The sequence below is a fragment of the Novosphingobium mangrovisedimenti genome (genome assembly GCF_025153475.1).
Lineage (GTDB): Bacteria > Pseudomonadota > Alphaproteobacteria > Sphingomonadales > Sphingomonadaceae > Novosphingobium > Novosphingobium mangrovi_A.
Genome location: NZ_JANZXA010000001.1, coordinates 303,510 through 328,217 on the forward strand (window position 1 = coordinate 303,510; position 24,708 = coordinate 328,217).

23 protein-coding genes are annotated in these 24,708 nt (G+C 67.0%); 12 read left to right on the forward strand and 11 right to left on the reverse strand.

Features of this window, described 5'->3' with window-relative positions; genetic code table 11:
• The first annotated feature begins 137 nt into the window (after positions 1-137).
• Positions 138-1,142 (forward strand): alpha/beta hydrolase family protein, encoded by a 1,005-nt coding sequence (locus NZK81_RS01630; protein WP_260043344.1) that lies wholly within the window; start codon positions 138-140, stop codon positions 1,140-1,142.
• A 39-nt stretch (positions 1,143-1,181) separates the two neighbouring features.
• Positions 1,182-1,415 carry a GIY-YIG nuclease family protein gene (locus tag NZK81_RS01635; protein WP_260043912.1) on the forward strand — a complete coding sequence of 78 codons (234 nt, stop codon included), beginning with the start codon at positions 1,182-1,184 and terminating at the stop codon, positions 1,413-1,415.
• Between the two features lie 120 nt (positions 1,416-1,535).
• Here NZK81_RS01635 and nudC read toward each other — a convergent pair whose 3' ends face one another.
• Genes nudC through mutY form a run of 3 tightly spaced genes read right to left on the reverse strand, consistent with a single transcriptional unit; the run spans position 1,536 to position 4,799 of the window.
• Positions 1,536-2,432 carry an NAD(+) diphosphatase gene (gene nudC, locus NZK81_RS01640; RefSeq protein WP_260043345.1) on the reverse strand — a complete coding sequence of 299 codons (897 nt, stop codon included), beginning with the start codon at positions 2,430-2,432 and terminating at the stop codon, positions 1,536-1,538.
• A gap of 1 nt (position 2,433) precedes the next feature.
• Positions 2,434-3,744 carry a serine hydrolase domain-containing protein gene (locus tag NZK81_RS01645; RefSeq protein ID WP_260043346.1) on the reverse strand — a complete coding sequence of 437 codons (1,311 nt, stop codon included), beginning with the start codon at positions 3,742-3,744 and terminating at the stop codon, positions 2,434-2,436.
• On the reverse strand, positions 3,741-4,799 hold the full coding sequence (mutY, locus tag NZK81_RS01650) for an A/G-specific adenine glycosylase (protein WP_260043347.1): 1,059 nt from the start codon (positions 4,797-4,799) through the stop codon (positions 3,741-3,743). Before mutY ends, NZK81_RS01645 begins: the two co-directional genes overlap by 4 nt.
• Before the next feature lie 29 nt (positions 4,800-4,828).
• On the opposite strand from mutY, the gene NZK81_RS01655 reads away from it, so the two are divergent.
• The 4 genes from NZK81_RS01655 to smc all read left to right on the forward strand — a co-directional run bounded on the left by NZK81_RS01655 (position 4,829) and on the right by smc (position 10,449).
• Entirely contained in the window at positions 4,829-5,368 is a 540-nt protein-coding gene (locus tag NZK81_RS01655) for a DUF721 domain-containing protein (protein ID WP_260043348.1), read from the forward strand.
• A 14-nt stretch (positions 5,369-5,382) separates the two neighbouring features.
• Positions 5,383-6,108 (forward strand): DsbA family protein, encoded by a 726-nt coding sequence (locus NZK81_RS01660; protein ID WP_260043349.1) that lies wholly within the window; start codon positions 5,383-5,385, stop codon positions 6,106-6,108.
• A gap of 117 nt (positions 6,109-6,225) precedes the next feature.
• On the forward strand, positions 6,226-6,984 hold the full coding sequence (locus NZK81_RS01665) for a DsbA family protein (RefSeq protein ID WP_260043350.1): 759 nt from the start codon (positions 6,226-6,228) through the stop codon (positions 6,982-6,984).
• Between the two features lie 27 nt (positions 6,985-7,011).
• On the forward strand, positions 7,012-10,449 hold the full coding sequence (gene smc / locus NZK81_RS01670; RefSeq protein WP_260043351.1) for a chromosome segregation protein SMC: 3,438 nt from the start codon (positions 7,012-7,014) through the stop codon (positions 10,447-10,449).
• Here the strand turns inward: smc and soxR are convergent, their stop codons facing one another.
• On the reverse strand, positions 10,450-10,890 hold the full coding sequence (soxR, locus tag NZK81_RS01675; protein ID WP_260043352.1) for a redox-sensitive transcriptional activator SoxR: 441 nt from the start codon (positions 10,888-10,890) through the stop codon (positions 10,450-10,452).
• 95 nt (positions 10,891-10,985) lie between these two features.
• Here soxR and NZK81_RS01680 point away from each other — a divergent pair, with 95 nt between their 5' ends.
• The gene (locus NZK81_RS01680; RefSeq protein ID WP_260043353.1) at positions 10,986-11,372 is read left to right on the forward strand and encodes a VOC family protein; all 387 of its coding nucleotides are present in this window, start codon (positions 10,986-10,988) and stop codon (positions 11,370-11,372) included.
• 49 nt (positions 11,373-11,421) lie between these two features.
• On the opposite strand, the gene ubiA is transcribed toward NZK81_RS01680, so the two are convergent.
• Positions 11,422-12,351, reverse strand: a complete 930-nt coding sequence (gene ubiA / locus NZK81_RS01685; protein WP_260043354.1) for a 4-hydroxybenzoate octaprenyltransferase — start codon at positions 12,349-12,351, stop codon at positions 11,422-11,424.
• 146 nt (positions 12,352-12,497) lie between these two features.
• Here ubiA and NZK81_RS01690 point away from each other — a divergent pair, with 146 nt between their 5' ends.
• Genes NZK81_RS01690 through NZK81_RS01700 form a run of 3 tightly spaced genes read left to right on the forward strand, consistent with a single transcriptional unit; the run spans position 12,498 to position 14,989 of the window.
• Positions 12,498-13,256 (forward strand): 16S rRNA (uracil(1498)-N(3))-methyltransferase, encoded by a 759-nt coding sequence (locus tag NZK81_RS01690; RefSeq protein WP_260043355.1) that lies wholly within the window; start codon positions 12,498-12,500, stop codon positions 13,254-13,256.
• 58 nt (positions 13,257-13,314) lie between these two features.
• A complete protein-coding gene (locus tag NZK81_RS01695; protein WP_260043356.1) occupies positions 13,315-14,688 on the forward strand; it encodes a glutamate--cysteine ligase in 1,374 nt (457 codons plus the stop codon).
• A 1-nt stretch (position 14,689) separates the two neighbouring features.
• Positions 14,690-14,989: a putative quinol monooxygenase gene (locus tag NZK81_RS01700; protein ID WP_260043357.1), complete on the forward strand. Its 300-nt coding sequence runs from the start codon at positions 14,690-14,692 to the stop codon at positions 14,987-14,989.
• Positions 14,990-14,992: 3 nt separating this feature from the next.
• On the opposite strand, the gene NZK81_RS01705 is transcribed toward NZK81_RS01700, so the two are convergent.
• The 5 genes from NZK81_RS01705 to NZK81_RS01725 form a co-directional block, all read right to left on the reverse strand.
• A complete protein-coding gene (locus NZK81_RS01705) occupies positions 14,993-16,345 on the reverse strand; it encodes a methyltransferase family protein (protein WP_260043358.1) in 1,353 nt (450 codons plus the stop codon).
• Positions 16,346-16,409: 64 nt separating this feature from the next.
• Positions 16,410-17,792 (reverse strand): outer membrane protein assembly factor BamB family protein, encoded by a 1,383-nt coding sequence (locus NZK81_RS01710; protein ID WP_260043360.1) that lies wholly within the window; start codon positions 17,790-17,792, stop codon positions 16,410-16,412.
• Positions 17,793-17,815: 23 nt separating this feature from the next.
• Entirely contained in the window at positions 17,816-18,616 is an 801-nt protein-coding gene (locus NZK81_RS01715) for a tetratricopeptide repeat protein (protein WP_260043361.1), read from the reverse strand.
• A gap of 121 nt (positions 18,617-18,737) precedes the next feature.
• Positions 18,738-19,865 carry a glycosyltransferase gene (locus NZK81_RS01720; RefSeq protein WP_260043363.1) on the reverse strand — a complete coding sequence of 376 codons (1,128 nt, stop codon included), beginning with the start codon at positions 19,863-19,865 and terminating at the stop codon, positions 18,738-18,740.
• A gap of 10 nt (positions 19,866-19,875) precedes the next feature.
• Positions 19,876-20,748 carry an alpha/beta fold hydrolase gene (locus NZK81_RS01725; RefSeq protein WP_260043364.1) on the reverse strand — a complete coding sequence of 291 codons (873 nt, stop codon included), beginning with the start codon at positions 20,746-20,748 and terminating at the stop codon, positions 19,876-19,878.
• A 64-nt stretch (positions 20,749-20,812) separates the two neighbouring features.
• On the opposite strand from NZK81_RS01725, the gene NZK81_RS01730 reads away from it, so the two are divergent.
• Positions 20,813-22,216 (forward strand): protein adenylyltransferase SelO family protein, encoded by a 1,404-nt coding sequence (locus tag NZK81_RS01730; RefSeq protein ID WP_260043365.1) that lies wholly within the window; start codon positions 20,813-20,815, stop codon positions 22,214-22,216.
• Positions 22,217-22,316: 100 nt separating this feature from the next.
• Positions 22,317-23,789 (forward strand): succinylglutamate-semialdehyde dehydrogenase, encoded by a 1,473-nt coding sequence (locus tag NZK81_RS01735; protein WP_260043366.1) that lies wholly within the window; start codon positions 22,317-22,319, stop codon positions 23,787-23,789.
• 53 nt (positions 23,790-23,842) lie between these two features.
• Here NZK81_RS01735 and NZK81_RS01740 read toward each other — a convergent pair whose 3' ends face one another.
• Positions 23,843-24,580 carry a hypothetical protein gene (locus NZK81_RS01740; RefSeq protein WP_260043367.1) on the reverse strand — a complete coding sequence of 246 codons (738 nt, stop codon included), beginning with the start codon at positions 24,578-24,580 and terminating at the stop codon, positions 23,843-23,845.
• Positions 24,581-24,708: the final 128 nt, after the last annotated feature.

Here is a 24,708-nt window from a genome sequence, read left to right on the forward strand (position 1 = left end):
CTGCGTGAAGCACCTCCGCGCGCGCCGCATGCCCGCTCACCGGGCCGCGTACCCGTTCGCCCGTTCACGAATGCGCGCTTGGCCCGGGACCCGCGGCAAGGAAACCACGGATCGCACAGTCAATGGAGTTCCCTGTCATGCGTGTGTTTCGAGCCGTGTTCGCGGCTATTCTGGTTTGCCTCGTCAATCCCGCCCTCGCCGCGAGTGATCCAGCTGCCGGTTTTCAGCGCCTGACCACGCCCGATGGCGTGGAAGTAGGAATCTGGTATCCTTCGCAAGGCGAGGAGCGGGACATCCCGCTAGGACTCAACCGCCAGCAGGTTGTCCCGGGCGGCCCGGTTGCCGGGGAGCGGCTGCCGTTGGTGGTGATGTCTCACGGGACCGGCGGCTCCTTCGCCGGTCATGCGGATACCGCTGTCGCACTGGCGAAAGCCGGTTTCGTCGTGGCCGCACTCACCCATCCGGGCGACAACTGGAAGGACCAGAGCAAGGCCACTGAAATCGCGAACCGTCCCGCGGCGTTTTCCGGTCTGATCGACTTCATGCTCGGTAGCTGGAGCGGTCATGCGGCCATCGATGCCAGCCGGATCGGCGCTTTCGGTTTTTCATCGGGCGGTTTCACCGTGCTGACGGCGGCCGGGGGCATTCCCGATCTTTCCCTGATCCGCGCTCACTGCGCCGCCCATCCCGGCCGGTTCGATTGCCGGCTGATCGCGAAGCATCCCAGCGACGCCCCCGCCAAGACCCCCAAGCCCTGGCCCGCCCGGCGTGATGCGCGGATCAAGGCGCTAGTGGTCGCAGCGCCCGCCCTGGGCTTCACCTTTGCCGATGGCGGACTCGACGCCGTGCGCGTGCCCGTGCAACTCTGGCGCGCGGACGACGACACAGTCCTACCCCCCGCAGAGTATGCCGATGCCGTGCGCGATGCCCTGCCTTCCGCACCGGAATTCCACACCGTGCCCCACGCCGGACACTTCGACTTCCTGGCCCCCTGCGACGGCCCGGTGTCCATTCCCGCGCTGTGCACCAGCGCACCCGGCTTCGACCGCGCCGCCTTCCATCATGGCTTCGATGCGGCCGTGACCGCCTTCTTCACCCGGATGCTAGCCTCAGCGCAGACCGCGACGTCCGCCGGTCAATAAAGATAGGCAGCACCGGTCAGGCCACGCGGTGTTCTCTACATTGGTGTGACCGGCAACATCGCGGCACGCATTGCGCAACATCGGTCGGGGACCGGTTCGGTGTTCTGCCGAAGATACGGCCTGAACCGCCTCGTTCTGGTGGAATCTCATGCCGAAATTCTGTCAGCCATCGCACGAGAGAAGGCGCTCAAGGCGTGGAAGCGCGACTGGAAGATCCGGTTGATCGAGCAAGACAATCCCGAGTGGAACGATCTGTTCGAACGTATCGTTTAGTGGCCAGCGATCCCAGCCTGCGCTGGGATGACGGGGTTAGGTGAATTGCCGTCCACCCAACTTCACCGCCATTCCGCACACGCTTGAACCTCTCCGATAGCGGCCCCTTATTCACCCCGCCTAAGCGCCTCGCGCCACCCACCAGCGCAGCAGTGCATGGGCAACGGCGGTCTTGGGTGGCGCGCCGAAGGCGCGGCCCTGTTCTCCGCGCTCGGTCGCCTCCAGCGCTTCGGTCACTTCCTCGCGTGTAAACCAGCGCACGTCTTCCATCTCGGTCTCGTCCATCACGATGGCGGGATCGTCGGCGAAGGCGTGGCAGCCGATCATCAGCGAGGAGGGGAACGGCCAGGGCTGGCTGATCACATATTCCACGTCGCGCGCGCGCACGCCGGCTTCCTCGAAGACTTCGCGCGCCACGGCTTCCTCGATAGTCTCGCCGGGCTCGACAAAGCCCGCCAGCGCCGAATAGCGCCCGGCCGGAAAGCGCGGCTGGCGGCCGAGGAGCAACTTGCCGTCGCATTCGACCGTCATGATCGTGACCGGATCGACGCGCGGGAAGTGTTCAGCCTTGCAGTCCGCATTCGTGCAATTGCGCTGCCAGCCGCCCTTGGCGAGCACCGTGGCGCTACCGCAGACGGCGCAGAAGCGGTGCCGCGAATGCCAGCCCACCAGCGAGCGGGCCCCGCCATAGGCAGCCAGCTCCCCCGCCTCCAGCACGGCCATGGCGTTCCAGCTTGCCGGCCCAGCATGGGGACTGCCCGAAGGATAGGACTTGCGCACTTCGGCAAAGCAGCCGCGTTCCCCATCGAGGCCCAGGAACACCAGTTCGCTGTCCGGCGCGGCGTCGGCGAGGCTGCCCCAGTCGAGCGTGCTTTCAAGCGTCAGCACCGGATCGAGCCCGTCCATGCGCAGCAGCCGCGCCTGCCAGGTCTTGAGCGCATCGAGCGCCGCCGGATCGTTGCGGATGTGGTCGGCGCGATCGACGTGCGATCCGGAAAAGGCGATGGGGGCGTGCATCTTACTGTTTCTCCAGCAGGGCCATGACATCGGCCTTGAGCGCCTTGCGGAAGTCGTCCTCCACGTCGAGCGCTGTATAGGGCATGAACTGCGCGAAATACTGCATGCGCAGGCCGTGGACCGCATCGACCATGCCGATCGTGCTGGCCGCGCCTGCCCAGCCGAACATGCCTTTTTCATCGCCCGTGCCGACACGGCCGCCCGCGCCGAAATCGCTGGGCGATCCGAACATGCCCGAACGATCGACGCCGACCGGCAGGAGATTGCCCATGCCCACGCGCACCGCCGCCTCTGACAGGACGCGTTTGCCGTCGATCATGCCACCCTGTGCGAGCACGCGCAGGAACCGGTCGTAATCGCGCGGGCTGCCGACAAGCCCGGCACCGCCGAAGGGGAACGGCGGCTTGTCGAGAAAGACCGAATCCGCGCCCGGATCGACCGGAATGAGCGTTCCGTCGATCGCGAAATAGTCCGTGGTCAGGCGCTTTGCGGCCGCCTCCGGAACCTGAAAGCTGGTGCTGATCATACCGGCGGGGCCCAGCAGGGTTTCCTCCAGATAGCGGTCGAACGGCTGGCCCGACACCACCTCGATCACGCGACCCATGAGATCGAGCCCCATCGAATAGCTCCATCGGCTGCCCGGCTCGTAGACCAGCGGAATTTCGGCCAGCCGGTCGGCGAAAGTCGCGAGATCGGGAGCCTGGGTCCCTTCGAACAAGCCGGGGATCTTCTTGCGGCTGAGCAGCGCGGGCACGAGGCCCTTCTCCTCCATCAGGTCCTTGATCGGTCCCTGCTGGACGATGGAATAGCCAAGCCCCGCGGTATGCGTCAGCAAGTGGCGCATGGTGATCGGCGTTTTGGCGGGACGAAGCTTGGTCACCGAACCGTCGGGCACGACCTGCACCTGCATCGTACGGTACTTGGGCAGCACGTCGTAGAGCGGCTGATCGAGCCCCATGCGCCCTTCCGCGATCAGCTGCATCGCCGCCATGCCGGTGATCGGCTTGGTCATCGAATAGAAGCGGTAGAGGCTATCGGGCGTTACCGGGTCGGGATCGGTGAAAGCCTCGGTCCCGCGCGCGATATACTGCGTCTCCTTGCCCGGCAGGCCGAGCGAGACGAGCACGCCCGGCAGCTTGCCCGGCCCCACCCAGCGTTTGACCATGGCCCGCAGGTTGGGCATCAGGTCCGGATCGGCGACGGCCAGTGCCAGACGTGGCGTCAGCGCGGCGCCGAGCCCGGCCACAACGGCCATGCGCATCAGCATGCGGCGATCGATGGCCGCTTCAAGCGACCGCAAATCCGGGTTCATGCCTCTTCTCCTGTTCCTGCCAGCGCCAGCCGCGCCGCCTTGGCGAAAAGCGTGGGCAGACCGGCCGCGTCGAGCTGTTCCAGCGGCCACCATTCGCCCTCGTGCCGCGCGAGACTATCGCATTGATCGCCGAGATAAACCGTCAGGTTCAGTTCGAGCGAAAAATGGGTGAAGACATGGCCGACCTTGCCCGCGCTTTCCCACGGTCCGGCAAGCGGGCCGTCGCCGGAGCCATCCGCGCGCGCGTTCCAACCATCGTCCGGCAACGCGCGCATGCCGCCGAGCATGCCCTTGCCCGGGCGGCGGACCAGCCAGACGTGCTCGTCCCGCTCGATCCAGAACGCCCGGCCCCGGCGCGCAGGCTTGGCCTTTTTCGGGGCCTTGACCGGGAAGCGCTCCGGCTCGCCCATGGCCTGCGCCGTGCAGTGGGACGCCAAGGGACACAGCAGGCAGCGCGGCGCGCGGCTGGTGCACACGGTCGCGCCCAGATCCATCATCGCCTGCGCAAAGTCCCCGCTGCGTGCCTGCGGGGTGATGGCATCGGCCCTTTCACGGATCGCTGTACGCCCGCCCGGCAGTGGTTCGTCCAGCGCAAAGAGCCTCGCGACGACGCGCTCGACATTGGCATCGACCACCACCGCGCGCCGCTCGAAGGCAATCGCCGCGACGGCCGCCGCAGTATAGGCGCCAAGGCCCGGCAGCGCGCGCAGGCCTTCCTCGGTATCGGGGAAGCGCCCGCCGTTCGCGGCAACCTCGCGCGCGCAGGCCAGCAGGTTGCGAGCGCGGGCATAATAGCCGAGCCCCGCCCAGGCCGCCATTACGTCCTCGTCCGATGCCACTGCCAGTGCCTCCACGCTCGGCCAGCGGCTGGTGAAGGCGGCAAAGTAGTCCTTCACCGCCGCGACCGTGGTCTGCTGCAACATCACTTCGGAAAGCCACACGCGGTAGGGTTCGGGCGGCGGCGTGCCGGGCCGCGCGCGCCAGGGCAGATCGCGGGCATGCGCATCGTACCAGTCGAGAAGGGCACGCGAGACGGCATCGAAGCTGGCATCCATGATCCCGCTATGGCATTGGCGAGCGGACAATGAAACGGGATGACCGCAAACAATCCGGAAAGTCCGGGATCAAGCGCTACGAACGCCCGCGCGGCGGACAGGCCCGCGCGATTTCCGAACTGATGCCGGAAGTCGGCCGCACGGCCTTTCGCCGCTTCGGCTTCGTCCAGTCGAGCGTCGTCTCGCGCTGGCCGGAAATCGTGGGCGCAAGACACGCGCGCATATGCACACCGGAATCGATCCGCTTCCCGCCCGGAGAGAAGAGCGACGGCATCCTCCAGCTCGTGGTCGTGCCCGCGCATGCGCCGATGATCCAGCACGTGATCCCCGAGATCATCGAACGGGTGAACCGCTTCTTCGGCTACAATGCCGTGGCCAAGGTGAAGATCCGGCAAGGTGAGGTTAAGGCTCCGCCTGCTTCAAAGCCGCAGGCCGCACCGCCTTCGCTGCGGCCCGTGCCGCTCGAACTGGGGGAATCGCTGCGCGACGTCGGTGACCCCGAGCTTCGCGCGGTGCTCGAATCGCTGGCGCGCAGCATGGGCGCCAATGGCAGTCAGGAAGAGCAGTAAGGATGCCCCCGAGGATGAAAAGAGCCCTTAGCGCGCTGGCACTTGCGGGCGGCGCCATGCTGTGCGTCGCGGCAACCGGCAAGACGAGCAAGAGCCTCGAAAAGCCCGGCACGAACTGGAACGGTACGATCGCGATCACCGCCGATGGCAGCCATCGCCTCGGCAACCCCGACGCACCGGTCAAGCTTACCGAATTCGTCAGCTACACCTGCTCCCACTGCGCGCACTACCAGAAGGAATCCGACCCGGTTCTGCGCCTCACCGTGATCCCCAAGGGGCAGGTCTCGGTGACGGTGACCAACCTGCTGCGCAACCCGATCGACCTGACCGTCGCCCTGCTCACCAATTGCGGCGACCCGAAGCGCTTCTTCGTGCGGCACAACGCCTTTTTCGCCACGCAGGACACCTGGCTCGCCAAGGCGCAGACGATGTCCAAGGAGCAGGAACAGCGCTGGTTCCAGGGCCCGCTGATCGACCGCATGCGCGCGATCTCCAACGATTTCGGCTTCTATACGATGATGTCCGGCTGGGGCATGGACCGCGCGCAGACGGACGCATGCCTGGGCGATGCGACCATGCTCGACAAACTGAGAGCCCAGCAGGAAGCGGTCGCCACCCTCGGCATCAACAGCACGCCCAGCTTCACGCTCAACGGCGAAGTGCTGACCGTCCATGACTGGGCGTCCGTGTCCAAGGCGATCACCGACAAGCTGGCCGAACAGCACGGCTCAACCATCTGACACACCGAAATCCGCCGGGTTAGCTGTGGAGAGAATCCCCGGCCAAACCCCGGGGCGCTTTGTTCTTCCCAAGCCTTGGGCTAGCCTTTTCTCCGTCTTCGCAAAGGATTCGCCACGATGACCCGCATCCGTTTCCGTCAGATCGCACTCGGCACGCTCGTGCTGCCTTTGGCGCTTGGCCTTGCCGCATGCGGCAAGAAGGCCGAGGACGGCGTTCCGAAATCCAGCGAGCCGATTGCCAAGATCGCCCCCCCCGCCGGCAAGGCGTGGTCCGACATCGTCGAGAAGACGTCCGAGGGCGGCTATCGCATGGGCAACCCCGAAGCGCCGATCAAACTCGTCGAATACGGCGCACTGAGCTGCTCGCACTGCGCGGAATTCGCACAGGAAAGCTTCGAAAAGCTGCGCGACGACTATATCGCCAGCGGTCGCGTCAGTTACGAACTGCGCTACTTCATGCTCAATCCCTACGATCTTTCGGCCTCGATGCTGGCGACCTGCGGATCGACCGAGGCCGTGATCCCGCTCAGCGAACAGTTCTGGGCCTGGCAGCCCAAGATGTTCGAAAACGTGCAGTCCGCCGGTGACGCGCGGCTCCAGGCCATCAGCGATCTGCCCAAGGAAAAGCAGATCGCCGCGATCGCCGACGTTTCGGGCATGACCAACTTCTTCTCGTCGCGCGGAATCGCGCGCGATCAGGCCCAGGCCTGCCTTGCGGACACTGCCAAGGCCAAGGCCTTTGCCGACGAAACCGAGAAGGCCTCGACCGAGTTCAACGTGACCGGCACGCCGACCTTCATCATCAACGGAGCGTCGGTGGGTTCGGTCCGCTGGGCGGAACTGGAACCCAAGCTGCAAGAGGCAGGCGCGCGCTGATGCGCCTGCTTCAGTAAGGGCGCGTAGATGCGCATAAGGCGGCTCAAGCTCAGTGGATTCAAGAGCTTCGTCGAGCCTGCCGAACTGCGCATCGAACCCGGCCTGACCGGCGTCGTCGGCCCCAACGGCTGCGGCAAGTCCAACCTGCTCGAAGCGATCCGCTGGGTCATGGGCGAAAGCTCGCCCAAGTCGATGCGCGGCGGCGGCATGGAAGACGTGATCTTCGCCGGCACAGCGGGCCGCCCGCCGCGCGCCTTTGCCGAAGTCGTGCTCCACGCCGAAACGGCGCAGCGCGACGACGGCACCCGCGACGATCTGGAAGTGGTGCGCCGCATCGAGCGCGGCGCGGGCAGCGCCTACCGCGTCAACGGGCGCGACGTGCGCGCCAAGGACGTGGCGCTGATCTTCGCCGATGCCGCGACCGGCGCGCACAGCCCCGCGCTCGTCAGCCAGGGCCGCATCGCCGCCGTCATCGCCGCCAAGCCCGCCGAACGCCGCGCCATGCTGGAAGAGGCGGCGGGCATCGCCGGCCTGCACGTGCGGCGCAAGGACGCCGAGCAGAAACTGCGGGCAACCGAAAACAACCTCGCCCGGCTTGAGGACATCATGGCCGGGCTCGACAAGCAGGTCGCGGCGCTGCGCCGGCAGGCCCGCGCGGCCGAGCGCTACAAGGCATTGTCGGACCAGATCCGGCTGGCCGAGGCGCGGCTGGTCTACGCCCGCTGGCGCGATGCCGCTGCCGCGGCCGAAGCAGCGAAGAAGGAAGCCCAGGCTGCCGACAGCCGTGTCGCGCAAACGCAGGAGGCGGCAAAGGCCGCGCAGGATGCGCAGGCCGCCGCCGCCGAGGCCCTGATCGAGGCCCGCGACGAACTCGCCGACCGGCGCGACGATGCCACGGCGCAAGGCCACCGCATGGCAACGTTGACCAGCCAGCTCGAAGCGGCCGAGCAGCGCCTGAAGGACCTCGACCGCCAGCATACGCGACTCGAAGAGGATCGCGGCGATGCCGACCGCCTTACCCGCGATGCCGCCGAAGCACTGGCACGGCTGGAGAAGGAGCTTGCCGAAGGATCGCGGCAGCTCGAAGCGGACGAGGCGCGGCGCCCTGCCCTTGCCAATGCCCTCGAAGGCGCCGAGCGCGCCGCCCGAACCGCCGAACTCGATCTGGCCCAGGCCACTGCCGAACAGGCCGGTGTCGAAGCCGAATGGCGCATTGCCGAGGCCGAACTGGCGCAGGCGCGCGCCCGGCTCGATCGGCTTGCGGCCGATGCGGCACGGCTCGAAGCGCAACTGTCCGACCTGCCCCGGATCGTCGACCTCGACGCCACGATCGAACAGGCGCGCAGCGAGGCGGAGGCCGCCACCGAAGCGCTGCGACAAGCCCGCGAGGGGCTGGACGCGCAGCAGGCGCGCAAGGCCGAACTGCTCGCCGAACGCGATGCGGCGGCTTCCGCGCTGGCCGGGGCCCGCGCTGATCTCACCGGTATCGAGCGCGAACACACCGCTCTCCTGCGCGACCGCGAGGCGCGCGCCAAGGGCGCCAAGGCCGCGCATGGCCTGCCCGTGGCGATCGACGCGGTGCGTGCCGCACCCGGCTATGAACGCGCGCTCGCCGCCGCGCTCGGCCGCGATGCCAAGGCACCGCTCGGCAAATTGCCCGATACCGATGGGCGCTTCTGGACCGGGGCGCAGGCGCCCGCGCCCGTCGCACAAAGCCTTGCCGCGCATGTCACGCAGTGCCCGCCCGAACTCGCGGCGCGCCTCGCGCTGGTTCATGTCGCGGACGAGGACGACGGGCGCATGCTGAAGCCCGGCGAATGGCTGGTTACCCATGCGGGCCTGCTGCGCCGCTGGGACGGCTTCGTCGCACGCGGCGAAGGTGCGGCCGAGGCGGCGCGGCTGGAAGCGGAAAACCGGATCGCGGAACTGGATGCACAGCTTCCGCCCCTTCGCGAAGCCGTGGCAACTGCCGAAGCGCGGCAAACCGAAGTGCAGCAGGAACTCTCCGCCCTTTCCGCATCGGTGATCGCCGCCGAACGCGCGATTGCCGATGCCGCCAATGCCGAACGCAATGCCCTGCGCGCAGTCGATCAGGCCGAAGACGCCAAGGCCCGCCAGCAGTCCCGCCGCGCCGAACTGGATCGCAGCGCCGAGGAGCTTGCCGAACGGCGCCGCAGCGCGGAGCAGGATCTCGCCACAGCGGAAGCCAGGGCCGCCGAACTGCCCCATCCCGAGGCCGGCCGCGATGCTCTCGAAGCAGCCAGGGCGAAGAACGAGGCCGCCAGGGCGACGATGCAGGCGGCCACGGCCTCGCTCGCCGCGCACGATCAGAGGCTCGCCGTCGCGCGCGAACGCACCGCCTCTCAGCGTGGCGACATCAGGAACTGGCAGGCACGAGCCGGCGATGCCACCAACCGGCTGGCCCAGATGGCCGGGCGGCTGGAGGAAATCGAGACCGAGCGCGCCGTCATCGCGGCCAAGCCCACCTCGCTGATGGAGCAGATCGAGCAGGGCGAAGCGGTGCGCAATCGCCTCGCCGAAGAACTGGCCCGGGCCGAAGCTGCTGTCAGCACCGTGACCGAAACCGCGCGCAAGGCCGATGCCGCGCTCGCCGCCGCGCAAGAAGCGCTCGCCAGCGCGCGCGAGGGTCGTGCCGGTGCCGCCGCGCGGGCCGAGAACGAGGACGAGCGCCGCGCCGAAATGGCCCGTGTCTCGGGCGAACGTTTCCAGTGCCCGCCCCCGGTCCTGCCCGAACGCTTCGGGTTCGCTTCCGCCGAAGTCGGGACCGCCCCGGAGGAATCGGCGACGATGGACCGCCTCGTCGCCGACCGCGAGCGGATCGGTCCGGTCAACCTCGTCGCCGCCGACGAACTGACCGAGGCCGAGGCGCAACTGGGCACGAGCGTGACCGAAAAGGCCGAGCTGGCCGAAGCGGTGAACCGCCTGCGCGGCTCGATCGGCAACCTCAATCGCGAGGGCCGCGAACGGCTGCGCGCTGCCTTCGAGGCAGTCGACGGTCACTTCCAGCGGCTGTTCACGCGCCTGTTCCAGGGCGGCAAGGCACACCTCGCGCTGGTCGATTCGGACGATCCGCTCGAAGCCGGGCTCGAAATCTACGCCCAGCCGCCGGGCAAGCGCCTCCAGTCGCTCACGCTGCTCTCGGGCGGCGAACAGGCGCTGACCGCCGTCGCACTGATCTTCGCGCTATTCCTGACCAACCCCGCGCCGATCTGCGTTCTCGACGAAGTCGACGCCCCGCTCGACGACGCCAATATCGAGCGTTTCTGCGACCTGCTCGAAGCCATGACCAAGGAGACGGACACGCGCTACCTGATCGTCACCCACAATGCGGTAACGATGAGCCGCATGCACCGCCTGTTCGGCGTGACCATGGTGGAACGGGGCGTGTCGCGTCTGGTGAGCGTGGACCTTGTCGGCGCCGAAGAGTTGCTGGCGGCGGAATAGCTACTTCAGCACGAAGCGCGGCCCGGTTCCTTCCGCTCCGGCTTCGTCCCCCGCATTGTAGAGCTGGCATTTTGCCAGGCTCAGGCAGCCGCAGCCGATGCATTCGTCGAGCTTGCGGCGGGTGAGTTCGAGCAGGGCAATCCTGGCATCGATCGATTCGCGCATCGAGCGGCTGATCCGTTCCCAATCGTCGATCGTGGGCGTGCGTCCCTGCGGCAGATCGGCCAGTTCGCGCTCAATCTCGGCGAGGGCGAGCCCCAGCTTCTGCGCGATCAGGATGAAGCTGACGCGGCGAATGTCCGAGCGCAGGAAACGGCGCTGATTACCGGACGTGCGCAGCGAGGTCAGCAGCCCCTTTTCTTCGTAGAAACGGATCGCGGAAACGGCGACGCCAGTGCGTCGGGACAGGTCGCCGATGGAGATGAAACGATCCTGGACCATGGATACCCCGAAAAAAGCGCTTGATCTCAAGTTAACTTGAGGTTGCACCTTTGCCAAGCCGGTCGATCCACCGGCGCCGCAAGGGAGACAGGACAATGGTAATTCCGGCCAGTTCCAGAGGCCGTCTGGAACATGCGAACATCACCGTGAGCGACATCGAGCGCTCCTCGAAGCTGCTGCAGGACCTGCTCGGCTGGGAGGAGCGGTGGCGCGGCCCGGCCATCAACGACGGCGAGACCATCCATGTCGGCGAGGAGTTCAGCTACATCGCCATCTACACCGACCACAAGGCGCATGACCGCTTCGCCAAGGGCGTGCCGCTCAACCACATCGGGCTGCTCGTCGACGATCTCGACGCTGCCGAACGGGTCGTGATCGCCGCCGGGCTGGAGCCTTTCAGCCATGCCGATTACGACCCCGGCCGCCGGTTCTACTTCTTCGACTGGGACGGCATCGAATTCGAGGTGGTGAGCTATGAATGAGCCGATGATCACGCGCCCCGGCACGTGGTACCGCCGCAGGGAAGCGCCGTCAGATGATGCCGGCGTTGCCCACCACCCAGCACGCGAGCGCCATGACCAGCCCGGCATCGCGGTTCGAACGGAACCGGGCAAGCGCATTCTCGCCATCCTCGGTATCAAGCGTCAGGACCTGAATGCCCAGATGCAGCGCCACCGGAACGAGCGCGACAAGCGCCACCCAGTCCGGCCGCATGGCCCAGAAGGCCAGCGCCCAGAACGCCACGGCCAGGGCGTAGAAAGCCGCCACGCCCATACGGACACGCGCGCCTAGCCGCAGGGCCGAGGAGCGGATGCCGACCAGCACGTCGTCTTCGCGGTCCTGCAGGGCGTAGATCGTGTCGTAGCCGATGCACCACACGATACTGCCGGCATAGAGCGCGGCGAGCGCCTCAAGGTGATCGGAGCGGATCTCGATCCAGCCGACCAGCGCGCCCCAGGTAAAGACCAGCCCCAGCCAGGCCTGCGGCCACCAGGTAATCCGCTTCATGAAGGGATAGCCGGCCACCAGCGCGACGCTGCCCAGCGCCACGAGTTGTGCCTGCCAGCGCAACTGCAGCAGCACCACCAGCCCCACCAGGCACAGCGAGATCAGCCAGGTCCATGCCGCCTGCGGGCTCACGCGGCCACTTGCGACCGGCCTTGCCGCCGTGCGCGCCACCTTGCGGTCGAGGTCGGCATCGACGATGTCGTTGTAGACGCAGCCCGCGCCGCGCATCACCACCGACCCGAGCAACAGCCAGAGAAGCAGCCCCCAGCGCGCCTCGCCACCGGCGAGCAGCACGCCCCAGGCGCAGGGCCAGAACAGCAGCCACGAACCGATCGGGCGGTCGAAACGGGCCAGCATGGCGTAGGGCTGCAGCGGGCCGGGCAGAAGCGACACCAGACCTCTGTGCTGGGTATCGGGAACGCCAAGGTCCGTGAGGGGGGCTTGTTCGGTCACGGGGCAGACCTAGTCCATCGTGACGGCCTTGTCATGAGCGATCATGTTGCGGGCGATTGCAAACATTCCGAATTTGCCCGTTGCACCACCCTGTCTATCACGCAAAAAGGCCGTCAACCGAGAACCCCAACTGGAAAGCGCCACTCATGGGAGCAACCCCCGCCTGGCCGCCCCGTTCGGCGCCGCGCCTGTTCGTGCCGGGTCCGCTGGCCGCCGGCGCGGCCGTCGCGATCGAAGGCGGGCAGGCACACTATCTTGCCAAGGTCATGCGCGTCGCGCCGGGTGACGCCGTCGTGCTGTGCGACGACATGACCGGCGAATGGGCCGCCGCTGTCGTGTCGGCGGGCAAGCGCGACGTCGTGCTGGAACTGCGCGAGCAGCTGCGCGCACGCGAGGATGTGCCCGACTTCTGGCTATGCGCGGCCCTGCTCAAGAAGCCGAACTTCGACCTCGTGCTCGAAAAGGCGACGGAACTGGGCGTTCGGCGCATCCAGCCGATGGTGACCCGGCGCTGCGTCGCCGACAAGCTCAACCCCGAACGCGCGCGCACCATCGTGACCGAGGCCGCCGAGCAGTGCGCCCGCACCGCCTTGCCCGAACTGGCACCCGCCACGCGGCTCGACACCCTGCTGCGCGACTGGCCGCAGGACCGCGCGCTGTTCTTCGCCGACGAACAGGGCGGCGAACCGGCGGCCGCCGCCTTTGCCGCGCATGCCGGTCCGGCGGCGCTGCTCGTCGGCCCGGAAGGCGGCTTCGACGACGGGGAACGCGCGGCGATCCGCGCCCATCCGCAGGCAAGGGCGATCACGCTCGGCCCGCGCATCCTGCGCGGTGAAACCGCGGGCATTGCAGGCTGCGCGCTCTGGATGGCGACGGCCGGCGATTGGTCCCTCACAGGAAATTGACCGTTGCATCGATAATTAACGCTGGCGCCCGGCCCCCGGGGACACTACCTCCCCGGCCATGAGCACTCGCGAGGTTTCGGATCTCGAAGATCCGGTGATCGAAAGTACGGACCAACTCACCGCCCCCATGGCCGCGGGCGAAAAGCCGCGCGACCGGTGGCGGATCGGTACCGAACACGAAAAGTTCGTCTACGACGTCGCCGATCACCACGCCCCGTCCTACGACGAGCCCGGCGGCATCCACGACCTGCTGATGGCCCTTACCGAGTTCGGCTGGGAGCCGATCGTAGAGGGTGGGAACGTCATCGCCATGAAGGGCGCGGACGGCACCGTCAGCCTCGAACCGGCCGGCCAGCTGGAGCTTTCCGGCGCGCCGCTGGAGACCCTGCACCAGACCTGCAACGAGACCGGACGCCATCTGGCGCAGGTCAAGACCATCGGCGATCGCATCGGCAAGGGCTACCTCGGCCTCGGCATGTGGCCGGACAAGACGCGCGAAACGCTGCCGATCATGCCCAAGGGCCGCTACGCGATCATGCTGAAGCACATGCCCCGCGTGGGTTCGATGGGCCTCGACATGATGCTGCGCACCTGCACCATCCAGGTGAACCTCGACTATTCGAGCGAAGCCGACATGGCGCAGAAGTTCCGCGTCAGCCTGGCGCTTCAGCCGCTGGCGACCGCGCTGTTCGCCAACTCGCCTTTCACCGAAGGCAAGCCCAACGGCTACCTTTCCTATCGCAGCCACATCTGGTCCGACACCGATCCGGCGCGCACCGGCATGCTGCCCTTCGTGTTCGAGGAAGGCTTCGGGTACGAGCGCTATGTCGACTACATGCTCGACGTGCCGATGTACTTCGTGTTCCGCGACGGCAGGTACATCGATGCCGCCGGCCAGTCGTTCCGCGACTTCCTGAAGGGCGAACTGCCCGCTCTGCCCGGCGAGCGCCCGCGCCTGAGCGACTGGAACGATCATCTTTCCACCGCCTTCCCCGAAGTGCGCCTGAAGAGCTTCCTGGAAATGCGCGGCGCGGACGGCGGGCCGTGGGGCCGCATCTGCGCTCTGCCCGCGCTGTGGGTGGGCCTGCTGTACGATCAGACCGCGCTCGATGCGGCATGGGACCTGGTCAAGGGCTGGGACATGGAAGGACGCGAGACGCTGCGGACCTCGGTTCCGAAGCTTGCCCTCGATGCACCGCTCCCCGGCGGCGGAACCTTGCGCGACATCGCCGGCGAAGTGCTCGATATCGCCCGTTCCGGCCTTGCCGCACGCGGCCGCCTCAACGCCGGCGGCGACAACGAGACCGGCTATCTCGAACCGCTCGCCGAAATCGTCGCCAGCGGCAAGGTGCCCGCCGAGCGCCTGCTGGACCTCTACCACGGCGAATGGGGTGGCGACGTTTCGCGCGTCTATGGCGTAAAAAGCTTCTGAGGTGATCATCGTTACCGGCGAATTCCGCATGCCTCGGAGCATGCTCGACAGCGCGCGCGAGGCCATGGCTGCGGTCATTGCCGCCAGCCGCGCCGAAGCCGGATGTCTGGGCTATGCCTATGCCGAGGACGTGCTGGAGCCGGGCCTGTTCCGGGTCACCGAGTGCTGGACCGATCGCGCCGCCCTCGACGCCCACTTTCGCCAGCCGCACATGACGCGCTGGCAGGCCGTGCGCGCGGATCTCTGGATGACCGAGCGGCGCGTCACCGCGTACGAAGTGGACGCCGGCGAGGCGCTGTAGCGGTTATTCTGCCGGCTGCAGTTGCGGACTGCGCGGCTGGAAACGGCGCCCCAGGCGCGACAGCGTACGGGTAATCAGCGCGTTTTCGCCCATCCACTCGTAGTATTCACGGTATTTGGGGTCCTCCGCCAGGAGGTGCGCTTCCTCGGTACGGGCGCGCCAATAGTAGATCCCGCTGACGACGCCGAGCAGCACCGTGTTGCGAACCGCATCGATCAGCGAACCGTCGCGCACCAGAAACGGCAGCGTGGAGGCCCACCAGAACAGGTTCTTCGACAGATAGGCCGGGTGGCGCGTGAAGCGGTAGGGCCCGTTGGTCAGCACGCCGCGATACGTCAGATTGGAAAAGCGGACGCCGAACGCGAAGGTCGCCCAGGCATAGACCGCCGTCAGGAAAACCATCATGGCAGCCCAGACCCAGAGCAGTGCGGGATGCGTCGAAAAGACGCTGGCCCAGCCGAACGTGTTGACTTCGTAGCCCAGCACGTCGGCCCGGCCCATCGTGCCCCAGACGAACGGCGGATAGCACATCAACGCGGCGACCCAGCCGGCCAGAAACGGATTGCCGCTGCGGATATGCGCATCGAGCGGGCGGAACGTCAGCAGGTAGCCCACCGTGCCGATCTGCACGTCGATGACGAACAGCCCGGCAATCAGGGTAGAGCCCAGCGCGACCGGATCGTATTCGATCAGGCCGAAATCGGCGTTCACCACTTGCGCGAAGCCGGGCGGCAGGATCGAGATCATGAAGGCGCCGAAGAAGCCCTTGATGGCCCAGGCGCGCCAGTGCTTCCTCACCTCCGCGCCATTCCAGGCCTCGCGGCCGATCAGCAGCGCGCCGAAATGCCAGGAATGGTCGCGCGGCTCGATCATGTAGCGGTCGAGCCAGAGCACGTAGGGGATCGAGAGCACGAAGAGCGGCAACGCGGCGAAGCCGATCACCTCCATGGCGAAGAGGTACTGCCCTTCCCAATACCAGCGCGCGATGCAGTAGAAGAAACCGATCGCCGCCCAGGTCGCCCAGAGGCCCGCGATCTTGGTAATCGAGATGTCGAGCGTCTGCGACAGCGGACGCCGCGTTCTCCAGTCCATGCCTGTGGAAGGCCGCAGGTGAACCTTGTCGACCAGCACCGACCACAAGGCCATGGCGGTGCCGGTGAAGAACATGGTCGCGACGGAAGCATAGGGACCGCTCATCGGCGCATGCGGCCCCGGCAGGGACAGGGCATCGGCGATCGCCGCCCAGTTCCGGCAGACCATGATCCATGCAACGAGCGCGACGAGCCCCGACAGGCCGACGCCTGCCGAGACGTCACTGACCGGCATCCGGCGCGTAGCAGTCTGGGCATTACTCATGCCCGAGGCTCTAGCCACAAATGGTTAAGGGGTCCGAAACACCCCCGTCACCGCCGCAGGCGGATCAGCGGAATGCCGTGATCCGTCCCGAACTGTCGAGGACATAGAGCGTCTGGTTGGCCACGACCGGCTCCAGCGTCACCTCGTGGTCGAGTTCGGTGAACGGTGAATAGGTCCCGGTCGAAGGATCGACCGTGCCCAGTTCACCGCGCGAATTGGCAACCCACAGCTTGTTCCCGGCCAGCACGGGCCCGACCCAGAAGACCGGATTCTTGCGCTTCTTCTCGTTCTTGTAGCGCATGAGCTGGGTCAGCCAGCGCACCCGCCCGGTGGAACGCGCGATCGCCAGGATCTCGGCATGGTCATCGAGCGTGAAGACCCAGTCGCCCGCGACCGCGGGGGTGGAGATGCCAGCGAGATTGAGTTCCCAGATACGCTGCCCGGTCACCAGTTCGTAGGCGGCCATGCGCCCGCCCTGCCCCAGCGCATAGACGCGGCCGTTGTCGATGATCGGATCGGCGTCGACATCGGTGAGGCTTCCGACCTCGGTCGAAATCGAGGTGCGCGCCAGTGCGTCCGACCACAGCTGCCGGCCGTTCTCGTAGCGGTAGGCGACGAGTTCGCCCGAGGAATATCCGGCGATCACCGTACCCTGTCCGGCGGCGGGTGCCGCCACGCCGAACACGCCGGCCTGCGTCAGCGAGCCCGACTCGTTCCAGACAAGGCTCCCGTCCGTCGCGTTGAGCGCGAAGATCTGGTTGTCCTGCGTCATCACGTAGACGGCATTGAAGGCAACCGTCGGCGCACCGCGCAGCGGGCCTGCGGGTTTCTTGGTCCAGATCTGCGCGCCGGTCGATGCTTCCAGCGCCGCGACTTCGCCCACGCCCGTGGTCACGTAGACATGGCCGCTGTCATAGCTGACGCCGCCGCCGAAAACCGAGTTCGAACCGTCGCCCTTCACGGCGAAGCTCTTGGTCCACAGCCGCGCGCCGCTCTGCGCGTCGAGGGCGTGCACGACGCCATCGGTGTCCATGACGTAAAGCCGCCCATCCCCGATCACCGGTGCAGCGGCGAGACGCTGGCGGTTGGACGATCCGGCGATCTGGGCGGTCCACACGCGCGACGGACTGGCCGCCAGAGCGAGGTGTCCATAGGCCTTGCTGGCGGTACCGCCACCCTGCGCCCATTCGGCGTTGACCTGTTCGGGCGGCAGCATCACCACGCTGGTAGCCAGCGTGGGATCGACCTTGGCGCCGGTTTCGATGCGCGAGAGAATCGGAACGCGCTCGCCCACGGTCGGCGTCTTGGGGCCGCCCTTGTCGCCACTGCCGAACAACTTGCAGCCCGACAGGCCCATGACCAGCGCGAGCGCGACCAACGGCACGATCTTGCGCGCACCGGGCTTGCGGGCAGCGGGCTGCAACGTGTTCGAGACAGATGCCTTCATGCGCAGATCCTTATCAGAATTTCTCATTCCCCACCCGCTTCGGCGGCCTTGATCAGTTTCCCGACCGGCTTGTCGAGCGGCTCCCCCTTGTCGTCGACCACGGCATCGACGGCATCGACACCCAGCACCGCCGCCAGCTGGCGCGCCCGGCTGCGCAGGGCATCGTCGACGCTTTCATCCTTGGCGATCGCCGCGAACAGAGGCCCGGCCTGATCCTTCTTGTCCATCTTCAGGTAGGCCATGCCAACCATTTCGCCGGCGACGCCGAACCAGGGATTGCCCGGGGCGGCAAGCGGTTTCAGGCGGGAAACCACGTCCTGGGGCTTCATCGCATCGAAATCGGCCGCCACTTCGCGCACGGTCGCCAGATCGCGCAACGGCTGCGGCGCCTGGGTATCGGCGGCAACCTGCTTGTAGAGCTTGAGCGCATCGCCCTTCTTGTCCTGCTCGAGCGCGATGGCGGCAAGCAGGAGCCGGGCGGACGTGGCGTTGGCATCCGAACCGTCATCGGCAAGCGGCTTGAGCTTCGCCCGGGCATCGTCGAGGTTGTTCGCCTGCACGCTGTCGAGCGCCGTCACGAAAGTCTCGGTGCGTTCCTCAAGCTGCTTGGTCTGGTGATGGTTCCAGTAAAGCCAGCCGCCGAAGCCGGCGAGACCGATGACGATCACGATCCCCAGCATCACGCCATAGCGTTTCATGAAGCCTTCGACCTGATCCTGGCGCAGGGCATCGTCCACCTCGCGCAGGAACACGTCCTGCTGGGCGGCCTGCTGCGCGGCGGCCTTGTTGTTCGAAGGAGAGGTCTTGTCAGGAGGCAGGGCCAATTTGGGCGCTTTCTGCGGTAATCGGAATGGTTGCGGGGCTGTTTAGCGAATGGACAGGGGTTTTCAACGGGGATGATCGCTGCACGTCCCGGCGTGAAGCAAGGATGAATGGGGGTTCCGCTCAGGGAAAGCGGGCCAGCCCCATGGCGCGGCCATATGTCTCACGATAGGCGCGGATCATCGCGCTCTCGTCGTAATCCGCTGCCGCGCGGGCACGATTCGCATCGCCGACCGCCTTGCGCAGGGCCGAATCCGCCGCCAGAATCTCCAGCGACGTGGCAAGGGCAGCCTCGTCTTCGGGGGGCGTGACGAAGCGGCGGTTATCCCCCGAAACCATGTCTGCCACGTCACCCACGGCAGGCGAGGCGACCGCGAGGCCGGCCGCCATCGCCTCGACCACGGAAATCGGGAATTGCTCGCTGTCCGAAGAGAGCGCGAAAATATCGAACAGTCCGACGACGCGGGAGGGATCGGACACGAAGCCCGGCAGATGGAGCCGGTCGGCAATGCCGCAGGCCCGGGCCTGCGCCGCGATCGCCTCGCGCTCCGGCCCCTCGCCCACGATCACCAGCCGCCACTCCTGCGGAAGCCGCGCAAAGGCCCGCACCAGCCGCGGCAGGTTTTTCACCGCCCGCAGTCCCGCAAGCGTCCCCACCCATTTCTCCCCCGGCGCCTTGACGAGACCGGGCACGGCATCGGGCGACGGCATGGCGCGGTAGGCCACGGTATCGATACCGTTGATGATGAGCCGCACCCGCGTGCGGGGCTGCCGCCACACGCCGAGCGCGATCGCCTCCAGCCGCCGCGAAGGCACCACCAGCGCCGAGGCGCGCGCCAGCGCCAGCCGGCGATACAGGTTGCGCGCGGGCTTCAGCCCACCAGCCTCGTCTTCGTTGAAGCCGTCTTCATGATGGACCAGCGGGCCAAGCCCCAGCCATGCGCCATAGAGACGGTGCGCCAGAACGGCATCCATCGCGCCCCAGTTGTACGTCAGGATCAGGTCGAACCCGCGCATGGCGCGTGCAAGGTGCAGCAACCGCAATGGCCCGGGACGGCCCTGCAGGCCGGGAAAGTCCGCAGGATAATCGACGTGCAGCACCGGATCGAGCGCCACCGAAGCCCCGTGCGCGCCGGGCTGGGCCGAAACGACCGCATGTTCCACCGAGGGCCCGAAGGCATTCATCAGCCGCGCCGCGCGCAATTCCTTGCCGCCCGCGGAAAAGCTCGAGTGGAGGTGGAGAATTCGCAAGGGCCGCCGCTCAGCCAACCCGGTCCAGCAGCCGCTCTATGGCCGCAACCGATTCGGGCTCGTCGAGCGTGGGGGCATGGCCGACGTGCTTCAGGGTGACCGCCTCCGCTTCGGGCACGCGGCGCACCATTTCCTCCAGCGTCGCGTGCGACAGCACGTCGGAATGGGCCCCGCGCAGGACCAGTGCCGGCCTGCCCGCCAGCGCTTCCCAGGCGGGCCAGAGGTCCGGCTGGTTGTCGACGTCGAAGTCCATGAACGGCTCGGCGATCTTCATGTCGTAGTCGAACACGATGCGCCCGTTGCTCGTAAGCGTCATGAGCCGCTTGGCCATGCCGATCCAGAAGTCGAGCGAATGCCCGGGATGCGCGAGCGCCTGCGTGCTTTCGATCCCGCGCGCGGCATGGACCCAGGTGGGATAGCTGCGCCCCTGCCCCACATAGTCCTTGATCCGCTCGAGACCATCAGGTTCCAGACGCGGCCCGACATCGTTGATCACGACCCCCGCGATCCGTTCCGGAATGACGGTGGCGAGCCCCATGGCCATCAGTCCTCCCAGCGACGTACCGATCACGACGAAGCGGTCGATCGCTTCCTGTTCAAGCAGGGCAAGCACGTCCTCGCAATACTGGGGCGGCGTGTAGCTGGCCGAGTCCCTGGCATATTCGCTGTCACCACGGCCACGCATGTCGGTGCAGATGACTCGCCACTTCGCCGCGAGACGCGGCGCGAGGACATCGAAGTCCCGCGCGTTGCGCGTCAGCCCGTGCAGGCACAGGATCACGGGACGCGTGCCTTCGCCCGTCTGTTCGGGGCCCGGGTAATCGCGAAAATGCAGCTTGAGTCCATCACGGCCCGACCAGAACCGATCCTCGAAATCCGTCATGCCGAAGCGGAGACCTCCTGAATGCCCGCTTGAACGGCGAGCCCGCGCATCCCACTATCGCTTGATGCGAAGCGAACCGCAAGCAAGCGCCTATAGCCCCGACCCCCGGATAGCCACCATTTCCGAATGGATCGGCGATGCGGTACCTGCCGCGACGTTCCCGAAGCACGAACTGCGCTTTCGCAACGACCGATGGGCACGCGCGGTGGGCCTGGACGACCTGAGCGACGCGCAATGGGTCGCTCACTTCGCCCGGTTCGAACCGCTGCCCGACAACCTGCCGCAACCGCTGGCGCTGCGCTATCACGGCCACCAGTTCCGCGCCTACAACCCGGATATCGGCGATGGCCGCGGCTTCCTGTTCGCACAGATGCGCGACGACCATGGCCGGTTGCTCGATCTCGGCACCAAGGGATCGGGGCGCACGCCCTACAGCCGCGACGGCGACGGGCGGCTGACGCTCAAGGGCGCGATGCGCGAGATCCTGGCGACCGAAATGCTCGAAGCACTGGGCGTGAACACCAGCAAGACCTTCTCGGTGATCGAAACCGGCGAATCGCTGTGGCGCGGAGACGAACCATCGCCCACGCGCTCGGCCGTCCTCGTGCGCCTCAGCCACGGGCATATCCGCATCGGCAGCTTCCAGCGGCTCATGGCGCTCGACGAAAAGGACAACATGGCCGCGCTCGTCGCCTATTGCCTGGAGACCTACCCCGGCGGCGAACCGCCCGCCGATGCGCCGGGACGCGACGAGCCCGCCGTGATCCTGCTGCATCAGGTGGTCGAGCGCCTTGCCGATCTGGCCGCGAGCTGGATGATCGCCGGCTTCGTCCACGGCGTGCTCAATACCGACAACATGAACATTTCGGGCGAGAGCTTCGACTACGGTCCCTGGCGCTGGTTGCCGAAATGGGACCCGCGCTTCACCGCCGCCTATTTCGACCACGGCGGCCTCTACGCCTTCGGCCGCCAGCCGGAAGCGGTGCTGTGGAACTGCGGGCAGCTGGCCATCGCGCTCCGTTCGCTGGCGGAAAGCGAACCGCTGGTGGCCGCGCTCGACCGGTTCGGTCCGCTCTACCAGCAGGCGATGGCGCGCCGCTTCGCCTGGCGCCTCGGCGTCGAGTCGCAAGGGCTGGAAGCGGACACCGCGCTCATCCAGTCGGCCGAACGCCACATGGCGGAAAGCGGCGAGGCCCCCGAACACTTCTTCTTCGCCCATCGCGCCGGCCGCACGACGGGTGACGACGCGTTCGCCCGGCTGCTGCGCGGCTACCGCCCGGCCGCCGACGCCGACGACGCTTTCTGGCGGCAAAGCGCGCCTCCCGGCGTACTGATCGAAGAAGTCGAGCGGATCTGGTCGGCTATCGACGAGCACGACGACTGGTCCGCGCTGGACGACAAGGTCGCGGAAATCCGGGCACTGGGCCGGCACCTGGGACAACCGCCAAAACCGGCCGGGCAGGAATAAATCGAAGAATTCAAGGCGCGTCGTTAGCACCACGGTAGGGAAACCTGTGCCATGGTGTGGGAATTCGGAAATTCTCTCAGCTAACGGAATATTAGCCGTAATGGACGGTTTTGCGACAACCAGTACTGCAGCAGCAGCCAGCGACCGGGGTCCTTTCAGCGAAGCGAGCGCCGCAGACATCATTTCCTGCGAACCCGCGACCGGGGCCGAGATCTGGCGCGGCAAGGCCTGCGACGTGGACGACGTCGTCACCCGCGCACGGCGGGCCTGGCCGGCCTGGGCGGCACAGCCGCTCTCCACGCGCATGGAACTCGTCCGCCGCTTCGCCAACGAAGTGCGCAAGGATGCCGAGAAACTGGCGACCTCCATCGCGCGCGAAACCGGCAAGCCCTTGTGGGAAGCCCACGCCGAGGTCGAACTGGTCATCAACAAGGTCGAGATCTCGATTCGCGCCTATGCCGAGCGCAGCAGCCAGCGCCGGCTCGATTCCGCGCTGCAGGGCACGATGGCCGTGCGTCACAAGCCGCATGGCGTGCTGGTCGTGCTGGGGCCCTACAACTTCCCCGCGCACCTGCCCAACGCCCACATCGTGCCCGCGCTGATCGCGGGCAACGTGGTGATCTTCAAGCCCAGCGAAAAGGCCCCTGCCTCGGGCGAGATGCTGGCGCGCTGCTTCCATCGCGCGGGCATCTCCACCGCCGTCATGCAGTTCGCCCCGGGCGGACCGGCGGAAGGCCAGGCCTTCGTTGCGCATGACGGTATCGACGGCGTGCTGTTCACCGGCTCCGCCAACACCGGCATCACCATCAACCGCCGTCTTGCGGCGCGTCCCGACAAGATGGTCGCGCTGGAAATGGGGGGCAACAACGCCATGGTCGTCTGGGACACCCCCAAGCTGACCGATGCCGCGACGCTGATAGTCCAGTCGGCCTTCGCCAGCACCGGCCAGCGCTGCACCGCGGCACGCCGCCTGATCGTGAAGTCGTCGATGTACGATGCGATCATGGGCGAAGTGAAAGCGCTGGCAGACCGTCTGATCTTCGGCGCGCCGTTCGACGAGCCCGCCCCGTTCATGGGCCCGGTGATCGACAACGCCGCCGCCGACGGACTGACCGAAAGCTTCCTCTACCTGCTCAGCCATGGCGGCAAGGCGATCAAGCACCTTGTCCGCCCCGACGAATCGCTTCCGTTCCTGAGCCCGGCGATCATCGACACGACGACGATGAAGGACCGCCCCGACGTGGAACTGTTCGGCCCGATCCTGCAGGTCATCCGCGTCGACGACTTCGACGAAGCGATCGCCGAGACCAACAATACCCGCTTCGGCCTCGCCGCATCGATGATCGGCGGCACGCCGCAGGAATACAACAAGTTCTGGGCCAACGCCCGCGCCGGCATCGTCAACTGGAACCGCGGCACGGTGAATCCCAGCCATTCGGCGCCGGTCGGCGGCATCGGCCTTTCCGGCAACCACCGCCCCACCGGCTACTACGCGGCGGATTACTGCGCCTATCCGGTCGCTTCAGGAGAAATGGAACAGCCGCGCGCGATGATCGGGATCGGCCTCAGGTAAGCGAGCGGCGGGAGGAATATTTCCGCCCGCGCGACGCTCACACGTAAGCCGGGTTACTTCCCGCTGGTTACAAGGTCCACTTCGGTAATGCCGCCCTGCGCCTTGCGGGCATAGACGACATAGGCCTTGCCGTCCTTGCGGCCGCCCAGCACGTGGTCGTTGCCGTCCAGCTTGTATTCGGCGCCATATCCGGTCTTTTCGGCATTGGTGTAGTAGAAGCCGATCACGTCCTCGGGCTTGACCGCCGTCGCGAAGCTGACGACCCGCAGCGCGCAGTCGCTGCTGTCCACGCCGGCGGCTTCCTGCACCGCGCCGCGCGGATAGACGGGGATGTCGGCAGGCAACTTGGCTGCCCAGGTATTCGAATACTCGGCCTTGGCGGCGCAGTCGGTATGCGCGATCTTCGACGCCTTCGCGATCTGCGCGGCCGTGGCGGCGCTTTCGGAAAGCGCGGCAGCCCCGCCCTTGGCCGGTTGCGGCAGGGAGAGCAGCTTGCCGCCCATCAGTTCGGCCGCCTTCGCCTTCGCGGCCTTGATCGCGTCGGGCGAACGGTCCTCGGGCGGAAGCGTAATCTGGCTGCCATTGGCGGCCAGCGCGGCGCCGTCCTCCCCGGCCATTTCCGGATCGACCATGATCTGATCGCCGAGAGCCCCGCTCATCGCGGGATCGGTCTCGCCCCCCGTGGGGGCCTTGTCGCTGGAGCCGCAACCCGCGAGCATCAGGGTCCCGGCCAGACCGAGAACCACGAACCGGGCGCCAAAACCGGCGCCAAAACCGGCGGGAGTCTTCATCTTCGCGTTCCTTTCTCGCCAAGCCACGCCCGCGCGGCCCGGACCCTCCATGGGAACGGAGGGCAATCAACGGCATGCAGTAAAACGCGAAAACGGAAGAAAGGGCCAGACGTAACCGGGCAGCGTCC